The sequence below is a fragment of the Desulfobacca acetoxidans DSM 11109 genome (assembly GCF_000195295.1).
GTDB classification, from domain to species: Bacteria; Desulfobacterota; Desulfobaccia; order Desulfobaccales; family Desulfobaccaceae; genus Desulfobacca; species Desulfobacca acetoxidans.
The window spans coordinates 1,996,672-2,011,124 of sequence record NC_015388.1; the positions used below are offsets into that span (position 1 = coordinate 1,996,672).

Below are 14,453 nucleotides of genomic sequence, written 5' to 3' on the forward strand. Positions count from 1 at the left end.
CAACTCCTTTATGGCAAATGTGGTCTGGTTGTCAGGGACGCTTCCTGGTATGCCCCCAAGACCGCCTGGATTACTTCATCGACCTTCTCAGCCATGATTGATTGGCCACCACGGGTCACTTTGGCCGAGTCGGTGTTCAGGACGTCACGGCAGGCCCATTGAAAAACCGCATCGTCTTTGTGAGCTTGAGCCCCCTTATAAGCCAAAATCTTGGCAATGGCGATGCAGGCCCGGATGGTGGGACGGTGGTTGTTGACCCCTATTCCCCGCAATTCCCGGACAACATCCACAATAACTTCGGCATCCGAAAACGGCAGGCCGGATTTGGCCAGGGCAATCTGGATTTCGGTCTCCCGGTCAAAATGACCTAAGTTAATGGTGATGAGACGGTCCATGAGGGCGTCCTGGGTCTTGTGGACTCCGGCATACTCCTCGGGATTGGAAGTAAAAATGGCCCTAAATTCCGGATGGACTTCCAGGTACCCTTCACCTCCCCGAGACATTTTGGGAAGATTGAGGATCTTCTCTTCCAAAATGCTGAGCAGGGCGTTATTAGCCTCGGGCCGGGACCGGGTAAACTCATCGTAGATCAGAGTAAAACCTTCTTTACAGGCCAGGGTGAGGCGATTGTCCATCCAGGTGATGTTCATCGATTCCTCCGTCTTTAAAACGGAGTGGATAAAATTGTCGATGAGTTTCTGTTTGCGATAGCCGGAGTGGCGTCCCACCAGATCGGAACTGTTAAATTCATCATCTCCATGGATCAACACCACCGGACGGCCCCGCTGGGCCGCAACGTGAAACGCCAGGGTGGTCTTGCCCGTCCCGGCCGGTCCGGCAAAATGCACCGGATAGCCTACCTCTAAATAGGCCATGGCGCGGTTGGTCAGATTCTGTACATAAGATGTTTCCACAAATTCCGAACTAGCTTCCGGCGTCACCTGGTCTTCCCGACTCTCCACCTTGACCACGGTCATTGCCGCTCTCTGTCGCTGCTCACCACTCATGCACGTTGCTCCTCTCGTTACAGAATGCACTGCCCCAGAACTTTCGGGCAGTCGATGGTATTCTATTATTGCCAACCCTTCTGGGGCAGCAACCCTCGCCCCCGACAGGCTATACAGGCTAGGGAAGAGGAGGCGTCGTCCCCGGTTCCCCGACATTCAGGGCAGGTCACCACAGGCCCTGGAATGCAGGGAACATAACCTTTGCCCTGGCAAACGGTGCAGGTAAGGGTCTTGATGGCGCCTGTGCCCTGGCAGTGGGCGCAACGCTGATAAGGCGCCGCCACCCGCACCACCCCACTGCCATTACAGACACAACAGGTGGACAGCCAGGACATTACTCCGAAGGGGTCTCTGCCCGAGCCGCCGCAGAAAGAACAGGTAACTTCCACCATCCTCCCTTCCCGCTCAGCCATCTCCGATACTCCTTTCGCCACGTGAGGGATTATTCAAACCGGCCAGCGAGGCGTGCTCTTTATGAACTTTATAACCTGGCCTGGAAAGTTTCTGGGTAGCTAAATGCTTTCTAGTGCGAGTTGATTGCCTGATGGATGAGTTTGCCAGTTACACCAACATATCCTGTGAAACCGGCCTTAATGTGGGCGCACCCAATGGTACGCCCACGTTTAAGACCACCTGTTCGATCAGACAACTTTCCATCGTCAGCGAAGGGGCGCTCAGCCTTTCTTTTTCCCGGGGCGATGCGTCTCTTCTTTGTGCTCAGACTGTACCGCAGGTTCGGCTGGTGCTCCCTGAGCCATGGTTTGGGCAATCAGGCGTTCCCTTTCCGCAGCTTCTTTGGCTCGCTGTTGTTCAGCAGCCAAGGCCCGGCGTTTGGCTTCGGCCTGCGCCTGGAGTTCCTGGGGAGAAGGGCCAAACCAGGCACGGTGCGCCCCTGCCAGATCTTGGGCAAAATCCTGGCGCATGGCACCCACACTCTGCTTCAGGTGGGCCAAGGCAGCGCGCCGCGCCGTCTTTGTATTACGGGCCATCTCCTTATGAGCCCGGCGAAAACCCGCCCTCATGCTAGCCACCTCATTCTCCAAGGCCTTGACGAAATTCCGACGCTCTGCCCTGCTGGTCTGGGCCATCAGGTTGTGAGCCCGGCGAAACTCCGCCTTTTGGCTAGCCACGTCTTGAGCCAGGTTACGAACAAAGGTTAGGCGTGCCCCGCGTAGGGCCTTGATCTCCCCGCACAACCTGGTCATGCTTTCAGTTAAAGGACCCACGTGAAGTATCTCCTTTCTCAGACCTCCCGAGGAATTTGGCTCATCAAAATTGCCGCTGAAACCGAATCACCGGCAACCCTCATCGAGAGGGAGTCGACTAAGCCGACCCCACTCTCAATCAGGAATTATTCCCCGGATCGGTCTTAGGCCGGAGCCGCGGCGCTGGCTGTTAAGCCGATAGCCTCGGCATACTTCAGATAGGTTTCAACAGAGGCGATGACCACTCGAGCTTCCACGGACAGCAATTCAATGCCAACCAGGGCCACTTTGACCCACGCATCAACAACGATACCTTTATCCAAGATACGATCAACGACTTCCGCCAGGCTGGAGGAATCGGTTGACTTCTGTACTTTAGCCATGGTATTATCTCCTTTCAGCTAAGTTAAGCGTAAGGTAATACAAATGGTAGTTTGATGAGAACGTTGCTTCGGCTTATTTGCCGGCCCAAGCCTTCCGGGCACCCTCTAAGTCCGCTGCAAAAGCATGACGCATGGCGCCCACGGTTTTCTTCAGGTGAGCTACGGCTGCCCGCCGCTCTGCCTTGGTAGTACGGGCCATGTCATTGTGAGCCCGCCGGAAGTTGGCCCGCATCGTAGCCGTATTACTGCTTAGGTCCTTGACGAACCCCTTCCGGGCCACACGCAGGGCGACGATCTCACCACAGAGCCGGGTCATTTCGTCGGTTAAGCGACCCATGTGGTATCTCCTTTCATTCCGCCTTACACCTTAAGGGACAAGTTGGCGTCGGTCTGCTCACCCCTTGAGGACAGTGAGGGGCCTCTTTCCGGGAAGGGTCCCACCAGACCCCTCCCGAAAGAGGAAATTCCCCCTCAGGCTTATGCTGGAGCAGCCGCACTGGCCGTCAGGCCGATAGCTTCGGCATACTTCAGATAGGTTTCTACGGAAGCGATGACCACGCGGGCTTCCACGGACAGCAACTCAATTCCCACCAGAGCCACTTTGACCCAGGCGTCGACAACAATACCTTTGTCCAGAATGCGGTCCACAACCTCAGCCAGACTCGAAGAGTCGGTTGATTTTTGCACCTTAGCCATGGGGAACCTCCTTCAGATAATTTGGTTGAATTGGTTTGTTAGGCATGCCTTATATCATGGTAATCCAAAAACCATGCCAAGACCGCTTATTCTTCTTTACGCGGCACTCAGTACTAATTTTTCCTTATTTGTAGTATATGGAGATAAACCGATCGGATGGAATGGTGAATGAAATCTATGGAGCGGGCGCCATACTATAGAAAAAGAACCCTATAAAGACATTGAACCATTTTGCTCATCGGTTCAGAAATTGTCTACTCTATTGCTTTCAGGATTTCTTGCTGCAGAAAGGGCTTGCTGATGAAATCGTGGATAAACCCTAATCGGATGGCTTCTTGAATAGAGACGTCATCCCGGTAAAAGTATCCGGAAACCATGATGATGCGAATTTGGGGGGCATTCGCCAGGATTTGGCGGGCCAATACCAGGCCGTCCATATCCGGCAGCTTGGCGTCCAAAAAAGCACAGGAGAACTGACATTGGTCCGTCAAATTCAAGGCTTCCTGAGCGTTTAAGGCCCTCCGGGTTTGAAACCCTTGACTATGCAGCAGATGTTCCAAGGCCCAACACATATCCGGTTCATCATCCACTACAAGTACCAGTTTTTCAGCCATTGACATCCTCTATTTTTGCTCGGTTTACAATATCGGCAATTTTACCACAAAGGTACTGCCCTCACCTTTTTGGCTATCGACGGTAATAGCTCCAAAGTGCTGTTTGATGATGGAATAACAGATAGATAAACCCAATCCCGAACCCTGGCCCACCGGTGCGGTAGTATAAAAGGGGTCGAAAATATTATTCAGGTCGCTGGGCTCAATCCCGTGCCCCGTGTCCTTGATGGCGATCCAGGCTTCGGCGCCGATCTTTTTCAGGGTGATATCTATCACCCCGCCATCGGGCACCGCCCTGATGGCATTTAGCAAGAGGTTCATAAAGGCCTGCTGCAACAGGCCTTCCATGCCATTGATGATGATGGCGTACTCCGGCAGTTGCGCCCTAAGCTCAATCTTTTGGATCCGGGCCTGGTTAGTTACCAGGGAGAGTGTTTCGGACAAAAGGTAGGTAAGGTTGATCTTTTTCAGATCGGTTTTCATCGAGGGGCGGGCAAAACGCAGGAGGTTCTCAATGATCATGGAAGCCCGCTGAATGCCGCGGTGAATCTTTTCGGCGCATTGTTGGCGAAATTCAGGGGTTACATCACCCTGCATGATGAATTGGGCCGCTGAGGAACAGACGGCCAGGGGGTTGCGGATTTCGTGGGCAATCCCCCCGGCCATGACACCGAGCGCCGCAAGTTTCTGAGATTGCAGGAGCTGGGCCTCCAGTTGGCGGCGTTCCGTCAGGTCACGCCCCACGGCTACCACACCGGCGGTTTTAGAGATAAGATCCCGCATGGGGGAGAATATCCAGGCCACTGGAATCCGGCCGCCATGGTTAGTCTTCAGATCCCATTCCGACATCTGGGCTTCCTGGCCGGCCTGTAGGTTGGAAAAGACATTCCTGATTTCCGCCGGGTCGTCGCAGACACAAAAATCGAAAAAATTTCGCCCCCGTACCTGATACAAGGTAAAACCGGACAACCTCTCGGCGGCGGTGTTCCAAGTCAGAATCCGGCCTTCCATGTCGGTGGACAGCACAATGTCCTGGGCGCTTTCCACTACGAGGGCCAGGTGGCGCTCCACCCGGCGGACTTCTTCACTCAGTCTCACCTGTTCAGTGACATCCTCCATGAGCAGCATGGCCAATTCCACTACTCCCTGCCAGGAGAAGGGCAGAATACTATAATAGTAAATGCGTAGCGGAATTCCCGGTGCCCGATAGGTCATCCGCTCCCCCTTGACCCGGAAGTTTTGTTCAAAGACCTGCCGGATGCGTCCGGGGAAATCCATCTGGTCAATAATGATCGCCGGGAATACCTCATCCAAGCGGTGACCGATGGTGTCAGAAATAGTGCGGCGGTTTTTTTCCAGAAAATTACGATTTACGGAGACGATGCGCAGATCCTGGTTGATCAGCAGCACCGAAGAGGGAATGGCCTCCAAAAGCATTTCGTACAAAGTTTGATAGCGCTGCAATTCTAGACCATGATTTATCGGGAAAACCTCGGCTTCCATGACAACTCCGTCCTTCCCAGTGAAAGGCCCGTTAATTCGTTTTGACAATTACCCCAAAAATTATTTTCGAGTTTCAAGCTAATAAAAAAATTCTACTCAGGCTGGAAGCCTGTGCCAGGACCGGTCTGTTTTTATGATCAATCCATAAAATAGTTGCCGAATCATCTTAATCTCGAAACTCATTACAAATGATAAGATCAGAAAAGGTTCGGGCCGCGGCTCACAAAATTATATGGTGGCCAGGGGCCGCTCAGTAACATACGAGCTTTTTCAATTCGGGAAAGATGTCGGAACGCACGGCGAAAAGGCTCCACAGCCGTTTGAGGCACAAGGAAATACAAAGATAGTAGGGGGAGACGCGGTGATGGAGGCTCAATCTTCTCTTTGATAAAAAGGCCGGTGAGATAGGTCCGACATCGATCCGCGGCTTGCCGGTAATCTCGGGTCCAACGGTCCTGATGGCTATAATGGGTTTTGCGAGCGGTCAAATAGGCCAGTCCGGGACGCGCCGGCGGCGTCCCGAGGTCTGGCGCCGGTCCCGGCGCTTCCCGGCTGCCAGCCGGGATCACCGCGCTCCATGAACCTGGCGGCAGTAAAATCCGCAACCCCATTTCCACGCAACCCTCCAACTCCTGCAGCAGAGTCTGGTAATAGCCGTGACACTCCTCCAGCCGCTGCCTGATTTGGGCTTCCTCGGTAGCAACACAGCCGTAACGCAAGGGGATAACGGTTCCCTGTCGGTGGCAGATATTTATCACATTTTCGTAAACCTTGATCTGAGGAAGGTCAAAGGAGAGATCCTGATGGGCGATTTTCGACACCGCTGCGCTTAATCCTCCCTGAACCACCTGATAGACCGGATATCCGCCAACGCCCGGCAAGGCATCTGTTACCTCCGGCCCCGGATGCCGGCATACGCAATAACAGAGACAGTTCATCGGACTGATTCCATATCCAAAGCCGGGCAGAAGCTATAAGGCGGCCAGGGACCGGTTTCTTCCAACACCAGACCCAGGTCGGCAAGTCGGTTATTAACCTCCCGGATATGAGCCCGGAAGTCTGCAGCGACCCCGGTGGATATCAGGAAGGCCCAATTAAGCACCATTTCCCTGGTATCTCCAGCGTCACGGCGACGCAGCTCCCGTTCCCTGCCCTCCACCGTCAGATGTTGCAAGCCCTGCCAAATCTTCTGGCAGACCTCCGGCAACCAGCGCTGGAGTTCCAAATCAACCGAGGCGCGCTGTCGTTGTTCTGCAAAATATCGTTTCCCAGGCGAAAGGGACTTCAGGCGGTCGCTATCTTGTAACCATCTGCGGGCAAAAAGCTTCTCTTTGGCTTCTTTCCAGTCCAAAAATCCTTTAACGCCCCACTCTTCGGTGCCTGAAACATATCTCAGAAAACCATCAATCCGATCATAGTGGCGTTGTATACTGTTTTCCAGGCTTTCTCGGGAAGTAAAAATGACGCCGAAACGGACCGGCAGCACCGGGGAATGGCGCATCAAGGCAGCTACCACTTCTTGATGTCGGATGACTTGGGGACCGATCCAGGTTAGATCCTGCAGTCGGGCTTCCGCCTCCGGACCGCAGAAATCCTCAAGAGCCACGGGGCTCCAAATTGCTGCCAGGTCATTCAAGGGCGCCGCTTGCAAGGGATTATGGCCATCCAGTCCAATGCCTTGCAACGGCACCGGCATCAGGCCGGACCGAACCAAGCAGTACAGATACAAACCTTCAGTCATAACTTCTCTCTGAGTGGAAGAAGATGCACTTGAACATGAGGGGATCGATGGCGACGTTATTCTTAGTTCTCCTGATTCCCCAACATCTCGTGCAGGGCCTCTTCAATATCCTCCGGCAGGATAAGCACCTGCTCCAAGCCCGTGCCTTCCTGGGCAATTTCGGCCATCACCGCCCGCCGCACTGCACTGAGGGCAGCCTTGCTGCAGACCGCCGCAATCTCCGCCCCGCTCAGACCTTCGGTGCGCGCCGCCAGCTCTGCCGGGTTAATACCCTTGGCCAAGGGCTTGTCGCGCAGATGAACGGCAAAGATCTCCCGCCGGTCTTCTGCATCAGCCAGGTGAATGGTGATGATCTCGTCAAAACGCCCCGGCCGCAAGACTGCCGGGTCCATCATGTCCAGGCGGTTGGTAGCCCCCAGAACCAGTACGCCTTTTAATTCCTCAATGCCGTCCAATTCTGCCAGAAACTGACTGAGAACCCGTTCGGAGACATGCGAGTCTGAGCCCCCAGCGCCTCGGGCTGGCAATAATGCTTCGGTCTCGTCCAGGAAGATGATACAAGGCGCCGCCTGCCGGGCGGTGCGAAACATCTCTCGCACTCCCCGCTCTGATTCGCCGACATATTTGGAAATGAGGGCCGGACCTTTCACCGAAAGGAAATTCACCCGGCTTTCGGTTGCAATGGCCTTGGCCAGCAAGGTCTTGCCGCAACCCGGCGGTCCGGTCAGAAGGATCCCCTTGGGAGGTTTTATCCCTGCTTTTTTGAAAAGATAGGTGTACTTGAGAGGCCACTCGACCGCTTCCTGCAGGCGATCTTTGACCTCCCGCAGACCGCCGACGTCTTCCCAGCGAACGTCCGGGACCTCAACGAATACTTCCCGGATGGCCGAGGCCTCCACCTCCCGCAGCGCTCCCAGAAAATCGTCCATGTGTACTTCCAGTTGCGCCAACTGTTCGTAAGGGATAGTAGACAGACCGTAATCTATCTCGGGCATAAGGCGGCGCAGACAGATCATGGCCGCTTCCCGGCACAAGGCCTCCAGGTCGGCTCCGACAAACCCGTGGGTGATTTCTGCCAGATGACCCATGTCGACATTCTCGGACAAGGGCATACCTCGACTGTGAATTTCCAGGATATCCAACCGACCGTGGCGATCGGGAATGGGGATGGCGATCTCGCGGTCAAATCGACCCGGCCGCCGCAAGGCCGGATCCAGGGCGTTGGGGATATTGGTGGCGGCGATGACAATAACATTCTGCCGTTTATTGAGTCCGTCCATCAAGGCCAGGAGTTGGGCCACCACCCGTTTCTCCACGTCCCCTACCACCTTCTCCCGCCGCGGGGCGATGGCATCGATTTCATCCATAAAGATGATGCTGGGACCCTTACGAGAGGCCTCTTCAAAGATCTTGCGCAAGTGGGCCTCGGATTCACCGTAAAACTTATGCACTACCTCCGGTCCACTCACCGAGAAGAAGTTTGCCTCAGTCTCATGGGCAATGGTGCGGGCAATCAGAGTCTTGCCGCAACCTGGCGGGCCATGCAGCAATACCCCTTTCGGGGCGTCGATGCCCAAACGCTCGAACAACTCAGGGTAACGCAAAGGTAGTTCGATCATTTCCCTAATGCGCTGAAGTTGAGGTTTGAGACCCCCCACATCTTCGTACGACACGGCTGCCGGACGACGGCCCTCAACAACGCCTCCCGCCTTGCCGATCACCAGGGTGGTGGTAGGATTGATCAACACCGGCCCCGGAGGAGTCAGGCTTTCCACCTTAAAATCTGCGGTGCGGCTGCCAAACAGGGTGGCCCGGATGCGGTCTCCCTCCCTTACCGGCAGGCCGTCCAGCAGGCTGCCGATATATGGCAGATCGCGATCCGCCGGAGTAATGGTGATCGGTGCCAGGACAACCCGCGTGCCAGGACGGCAGGTGATCTTAGAGACCAGCACCGAATCGTCCAAACCCGCCCCGGCGTTCTCCCGGCTGATGCCGTCCAATTGGATGCGGGATCGGCCCCGCAACTCCTTATAGGCCGGCATGGCTTTACAAACGGTTTTCCGCTTGCCCGCCACTTCGATAATATCGCCGATCGATAGCTCGAGTTTCTCCATATCTTCCGGCCCCATACGGGCATAGGCCCGACCCACGTCTTTACTCAGGGCCTCCGTTACTTTTAACTTGAGAGTCATCTCTGGTTCTTTTTTCATTGCCTATCCCCGCCCAGGACTACATGGCGCATTTGATCTCCAGGATGCCGTTGTTGCACGTGACCTTCATCTTCTCTTGTGGATAACTCCGGGGCAGGAGAATCTCCTTACGGTATTTTTTATCTTTCTTTTCAGCATAAATGGTGAGCAGGTCATCCTTTACCTCGAGATGGACGTCTTTGGCGCTGACGCCGGGCATCTCCGCCACCACTAAAGTATAGTCCTTTTCTTCAAATACATCCACTACGGGCTCCCGAATCTCAGCCACCACGGTTTCCCCGGACTTTTCATCTTTGCGAACATTACCGAAGGGCTCTACCTTCACTTCTTTGTCGCCTTTGTCACCCAGGCCAACCTTCACAGAAAAACCGTAGACCCCCTTGACGTCCTGATGGGTAAATTCCCCGCTTTTTTTCAGGTGTTCGCCTTTTTCTGCCAGATCGCCCAGCTTCTCGATGAGGTTAGCCAGTCCTTTGAACATTCCTCCAAACCCGACGTCACTCCCACCAGCCTTCTTCTTAGTCATAATTGCCTCCAGACCACTTGATCCCGAATTGCTTCAGTTTAGTGTGAATCGTTTTATAATCAATTTGCAAAAGCCGTGCCGCTTTGGCCTTGTTGCCTTTGGTATATTTTAAGGCCTGGATCAGGACTTCCCGCTCAACCGTACAGGTGCTGCGGTGGACAATCTCTTTGAGGGACATGTCTTCCCAAGGAGCTCCCTCTACTCGGGGTGTAAAGGCCAATCCCGGCACCGGGGCGCGTTTGATCTCCAGATGCTTCTCGGTTATAACCTTATCGGCCAATAATACAGCCCGGCGAATGACCGACCGGAGCTGCCGTACGTTTCCCGGCCAGTTATACGACATCAGGGCTTCGATACAGTCCTCGGTCAACTGCTGGACGTTCTTCTGCAATTCTTTGTTCGTCAGGTCAATAAACCGTTTTGCCAGATACGGAATGTCTTCCCGACGTTGCCGCAGAGGTGGAACCGAAATGGTAAAATCATTGAGGCGGAAAAAGAGATCTTCGCGCATCTGCCCCGCTGCCACCATGGCCTGAAGCTCCTGGTTGCTGGCCGTAATCAGGCGCACATCGATCTTGATCGGCTTGTTGCTGCCCAGCCGTAGAACCTTTTTTTCCTGGAGGACGCGTAACAATTTTGCCTGAGAGCCTAGAGGCAGATTGCTGATCTCATCCAAAAACAGCGTACCTCCCTGTGCCGCCTCAAACTTGCCCGCCTTGGAGATCGCCGCCCCGGTAAAGGCCCCCTTTTGATAGCCGAAAAGTTCGCTTTCAATCAGTGACTCAGGGATGGCGCCGCAATCCAGGGGAATAAACGGCGCCTGGGCCCGCGGGCTCAATTTGTATATGGCGCGGGCCACCAACTCCTTGCCGGAACCGGTTTCACCCTGGATGATGACACTAAAGTCAGAATGGGCCACCCGATTTACCTCCCGAATGATGTGGGTGACGGCGTCACTGGGTCCCATCATGATTCGCAGGCAATTATCCTGGGAAATTTCTTGGGAATGGGGTTGGCGGTATCTTTCCCCTTCAGTCAGGGCGGCCCTGACCACCTGAATTACCTCTCCGTGGTTAAAGGGCTTGGCCAGATAATCAAAGGCCCCGGCCCGCATGGCCGTCACTGCCGAAGGGATGTCAGCGTAAGCGGTAATGAGAATCACCGGCACGTGGGACGCCGTTTCCCGCACCCATTTCAAGACCTCCATGCCATCAATGCCTGGCATCTTAACGTCCACTAACATCAGATCGGGATTGACCGACGAAAGCGTCTCTAAAGCCATCTCCCCGCTGTAGGCCGACACCGGAGTCAAACCTATTTTTTCCATGAGGGTGCAGAGCATGAGGTTGAGGTCGTGATCATCGTCCACCACAAGTACAGTGCGTTTATTTTTCTGCATGGGACCCCCAGGTTTATCGCGGTTGGAGCGGATAGATCACTTTAATATCCTGGTCCAGATAGCCTCTCAATGAATGGAATAGACCTATAAAAAGGATACCGGTTTCTCCGGTTCGAAGTGTTTCATTGATACGCCGCGCCATAAAGTGATCCCGCTGTGTCAACAGGTTTTCACTCCTTTGCCGGCGCAGAGTTTGTACCCCGGCAGACCGGGGTTGACTTCCCTTCAAAACTTGCTTGGACAACTGATATTCCTGCAACAGCAGATCGCGGTCTTCGGTGCCCATGAGCACCGCTCCCCGGTCCATCAGGCGCAATAAGAGTTGATGGTTGCGGCTGCCTTGCTGGGCAAGTTCGGCGACAATTGCCGCCTCTCGTCCGCATACCGGCAGTCCATCCTGATAGAGGCGAACCCGATCAAAAGCGAGAGACATCCCTTCGATAGACTTCTCAATCTCTGTCCAGACCTGATCTATCAGTGCTTTCTTCCGAGTCAATCCGATTCGGCCCGTTTTCTCTAACGTGGCCCGAACCACCGATTCCTTGAGGGCACCCATATCGGCTTGGGTGTGAACGATAGGATAATACACTAATATCCGTGTAGGATTACTTATATTCATGTTTTGAAGCTGTCTTTTTGAAGTAATATTAACTAAATAGTTATTTGTTATTAATTATCAAGTAGAATTACAGGGATAATAACTTCTGCATAGGCTGGAAGCCGGTGTTACCAATAAACTATTTTCATGGTTTGTGGGTGTTTTTAAAAGAATGACCGTTAGTTAGAAAATAACTTCTACACAGGCAAATGATTTTCATGGTTTATGGGTGATATATGAATAATGACAATTATTAAGTAAATATTCTTATTTAATTTGACCATTATAATACCCTTTTTTAGGTTATCGGCCTTTTTCCTAATTTCTTAAATACCATTACCTGCCGCGCCTGGCCAGATGACAGCCCTCCTCAGGTGGTTGGTGCCATCCTAAACGTTCTATATCCACCATGCGACCCACGCAAAAAAATTTTGCACCAAATCCCGGCTTTCTCCACGATGTTTTTGACATTTTACCCATTATTAAATAATATACCAGGTATCGAGGGGTAGACAATGAGGACTGCACCTTCAAGGAGTCATCAGATTCATTAATCAAGCTATTGTTAATCTTTCATAAGCACCTGCAGGTCAAGAAAATCATTTGCCGGTGGCACAGGCTTTCTAGGCTGTGTAAAGGCTATTATTATCAATGTTTATTGACACGGAAGGGGGGCAGCCCAGAATGAGTGGTAGGCAATGACCTACCTTAATTTAACAGCATTAAGGGTCAGGATGGGGGGGAAAATAAATCATCACTTTTCTAACTGCCAGTAATGTAAGCTATTCAGGAGGGGGTTGAACAACCTACATTGTTATGCGTTCCGCCAAATTGATCGTTCAGGGTCTCCTAAATCTTGCGGATGTGCATATTAATGGCGACCGCGCCTGGGATATGCAGGTTTATGATGATCGTCTCTACAGCCGGGTTCTGCGGGAAGGTTCTCTGGGTCTCGGAGAAGCGTATATGGACGGCTGGTGGGAGGTTCAGGAACTGGATGAATTTTTCAACCGGGTTTTGCGTGCCGATCTGGAGCAGAAGGTTACCGGCAATTGGAAGACGCTTCTCTGGATCATCGGCCAGAGGGTGATGAATCGACAGAAAAAATCGGTCGCTCATCATATCGGCGAACACCACTATGACATCGGCAATGATCTCTATACCGCCATGCTCGACCGGCGAAAGGTCTATAGCTGCGGCTACTGGTGCCATGCCAGCAACCTCGACCAAGCCCAGGAAGCCAAACTCGATCTCGTCTGCCGGAAGTTGGATCTGCAGCCGGGGCAGAAAATTTTGGATATCGGCTGCGGCTGGGGCAGCCTGGCCAAGTTTGCCGCCGAAAAATACCAGGTTTCGGTTATCGGCATTACAGTATCAAAAGAGCAACTTGCCCTGGGCCGGGAACTGTGCGCCGGCCTGCCGATAGAACTGAGGTTTCAGGATTATCGCGATATCGAGGGTGAATACGATCATATCGTTTCTTTGGGGATGGTGGAGCACGTCGGCTATAAAAATTTTCGGACCTATATGCAGACGGTGTATGACCACCTGAAACCGGAAGGATTATTCCTCTTGCACACCATCGGCAGCTATTGCTCTTCCAAGGAGACCGACCCCTGGATCGGCAAATACATCTTCCCTCATTCCCTGGTTCCTTCTGCCGTACAGCTCACCCGCGCCATGGAAAAATTGTTCATCATCGAAGACTGGCACAACTTCGGCCTCGACTACAGCAAGACGCTCATGGCCTGGTTTAAGAACTTCGATGCTAATTGGGCCGCACTCAGGCCAAAATACGGCGACCGCTTCTATCGCATGTGGAAGTATTATCTACATGCCTCGGCCGGGACCTTTCGCTCCCGCAAAAACAGCGTCTGGCAGATTGTCCTGTCAAAAGGCGGTTTACCAGAAGGATATGAATCAGTGCGATAACGCATTGTCTCTCAAACCAAGAACCGAACCAAGGTTTGAAATTCATCTTCCGATAAACATATTTAATCTAATATAAACATATTTTAAATATACTTATTAATTTCTTAAATTTGTGCTCTTGACAAACGCGCTGAGAAAGGCTATCATTACTTTACATTTTTAATATCTCAAGATTAGGCAAAGGGCAAGGTCTCGCCTAATGATAGAGAACATTTTCAACCTCCTCCACCATATATCATATTCCTTAAAAACTCAGCACCTTGTAAGGCTGAAGTTCAACCAGGGGAGCCCCCCTAAAAGTATTTCAAACCACATAGAGCTTATTACTAGCAGATAATCGGTGTAGCAACTGGAGATAGGCAGACATTCATCACGTCGAATGAATGGTTGAAGTATTAATGCCAGTAAATAGGTCTAATAGCGCAAGCATCGCGCCGTGACGTATTTGGCCAGTTTTCTTGCTATAATGGGAACAGAGTTATTATCGAAGCTGTATCTGGCTCTTTCTCAAAAATATGAGGCGAAGTAAAGCTCTTAGCGAGCGAGGAAATAATATCGTTTTCCGTGTATCGGGAGTTGTACCAGAAGAATTGGTATTGGAAAAATTAGTAGCGCAGACCTCCAGTCTGCATCATCAAG

Annotated in this window: 15 protein-coding genes; 1 reads left to right on the forward strand and 14 read right to left on the reverse strand. The window is 52.6% G+C overall.

The genetic code is table 11. The annotated features are described in order from the left end of the window. Window positions 1-8: 8 nt before the first annotated feature. The 14 genes from gvpN to DESAC_RS08975 form a co-directional block, all read right to left on the reverse strand. Window positions 9-1,007 carry a gas vesicle protein GvpN gene (gene gvpN, locus DESAC_RS08910; protein WP_013706737.1) on the reverse strand — a complete coding sequence of 333 codons (999 nt, stop codon included), beginning with the start codon at window positions 1,005-1,007 and terminating at the stop codon, window positions 9-11. A gap of 65 nt (window positions 1,008-1,072) precedes the next feature. Beyond that, window positions 1,073-1,420 carry a hypothetical protein gene (locus DESAC_RS08915; RefSeq protein WP_013706738.1) on the reverse strand — a complete coding sequence of 116 codons (348 nt, stop codon included), beginning with the start codon at window positions 1,418-1,420 and terminating at the stop codon, window positions 1,073-1,075. Window positions 1,421-1,681: 261 nt separating this feature from the next. After that, on the reverse strand, window positions 1,682-2,233 hold the full coding sequence (locus DESAC_RS08920; RefSeq protein WP_013706739.1) for a hypothetical protein: 552 nt from the start codon (window positions 2,231-2,233) through the stop codon (window positions 1,682-1,684). Window positions 2,234-2,376: 143 nt separating this feature from the next. After that, window positions 2,377-2,595, reverse strand: coding sequence for a gas vesicle structural protein GvpA (gvpA, locus tag DESAC_RS08925; RefSeq protein WP_013706740.1), 219 nt, complete (start codon window positions 2,593-2,595; stop codon window positions 2,377-2,379). Between the two features lie 73 nt (window positions 2,596-2,668). Next, window positions 2,669-2,932, reverse strand: a complete 264-nt coding sequence (locus DESAC_RS08930) for a hypothetical protein (protein WP_013706741.1) — start codon at window positions 2,930-2,932, stop codon at window positions 2,669-2,671. A gap of 140 nt (window positions 2,933-3,072) precedes the next feature. Next, entirely contained in the window at window positions 3,073-3,291 is a 219-nt protein-coding gene (gene gvpA, locus DESAC_RS08935) for a gas vesicle structural protein GvpA (protein ID WP_013706740.1), read from the reverse strand. A 254-nt stretch (window positions 3,292-3,545) separates the two neighbouring features. Then, a complete protein-coding gene (locus DESAC_RS08940) occupies window positions 3,546-3,905 on the reverse strand; it encodes a response regulator (RefSeq protein WP_013706742.1) in 360 nt (119 codons plus the stop codon). 24 nt (window positions 3,906-3,929) lie between these two features. Then, window positions 3,930-5,408: a PAS domain-containing sensor histidine kinase gene (locus DESAC_RS08945; protein WP_013706743.1), complete on the reverse strand. Its 1,479-nt coding sequence runs from the start codon at window positions 5,406-5,408 to the stop codon at window positions 3,930-3,932. 197 nt (window positions 5,409-5,605) lie between these two features. Beyond that, window positions 5,606-6,346: a GvpL/GvpF family gas vesicle protein gene (locus tag DESAC_RS08950; protein WP_013706744.1), complete on the reverse strand. Its 741-nt coding sequence runs from the start codon at window positions 6,344-6,346 to the stop codon at window positions 5,606-5,608. After that, window positions 6,343-7,149, reverse strand: a complete 807-nt coding sequence (locus tag DESAC_RS08955; protein WP_013706745.1) for a GvpL/GvpF family gas vesicle protein — start codon at window positions 7,147-7,149, stop codon at window positions 6,343-6,345. The genes DESAC_RS08950 and DESAC_RS08955 overlap by 4 nt, the downstream gene beginning before the upstream one ends. A gap of 62 nt (window positions 7,150-7,211) precedes the next feature. After that, window positions 7,212-9,359 (reverse strand): CDC48 family AAA ATPase, encoded by a 2,148-nt coding sequence (locus DESAC_RS08960; RefSeq protein ID WP_013706746.1) that lies wholly within the window; start codon window positions 9,357-9,359, stop codon window positions 7,212-7,214. Window positions 9,360-9,378: 19 nt separating this feature from the next. Then, window positions 9,379-9,885, reverse strand: coding sequence for an Hsp20/alpha crystallin family protein (locus DESAC_RS08965; protein WP_013706747.1), 507 nt, complete (start codon window positions 9,883-9,885; stop codon window positions 9,379-9,381). Beyond that, a complete protein-coding gene (locus DESAC_RS08970; protein ID WP_013706748.1) occupies window positions 9,878-11,284 on the reverse strand; it encodes a sigma-54-dependent transcriptional regulator in 1,407 nt (468 codons plus the stop codon). Before DESAC_RS08970 ends, DESAC_RS08965 begins: the two co-directional genes overlap by 8 nt. 13 nt (window positions 11,285-11,297) lie before the next feature. Continuing rightward, window positions 11,298-11,903 (reverse strand): hypothetical protein, encoded by a 606-nt coding sequence (locus tag DESAC_RS08975; RefSeq protein WP_013706749.1) that lies wholly within the window; start codon window positions 11,901-11,903, stop codon window positions 11,298-11,300. A 795-nt stretch (window positions 11,904-12,698) separates the two neighbouring features. Here DESAC_RS08975 and cfa point away from each other — a divergent pair. Next, on the forward strand, window positions 12,699-13,814 hold the full coding sequence (gene cfa / locus DESAC_RS08980; protein WP_013706750.1) for a cyclopropane fatty acyl phospholipid synthase: 1,116 nt from the start codon (window positions 12,699-12,701) through the stop codon (window positions 13,812-13,814). The last annotated feature ends 639 nt before the right edge of the window (window positions 13,815-14,453 follow it).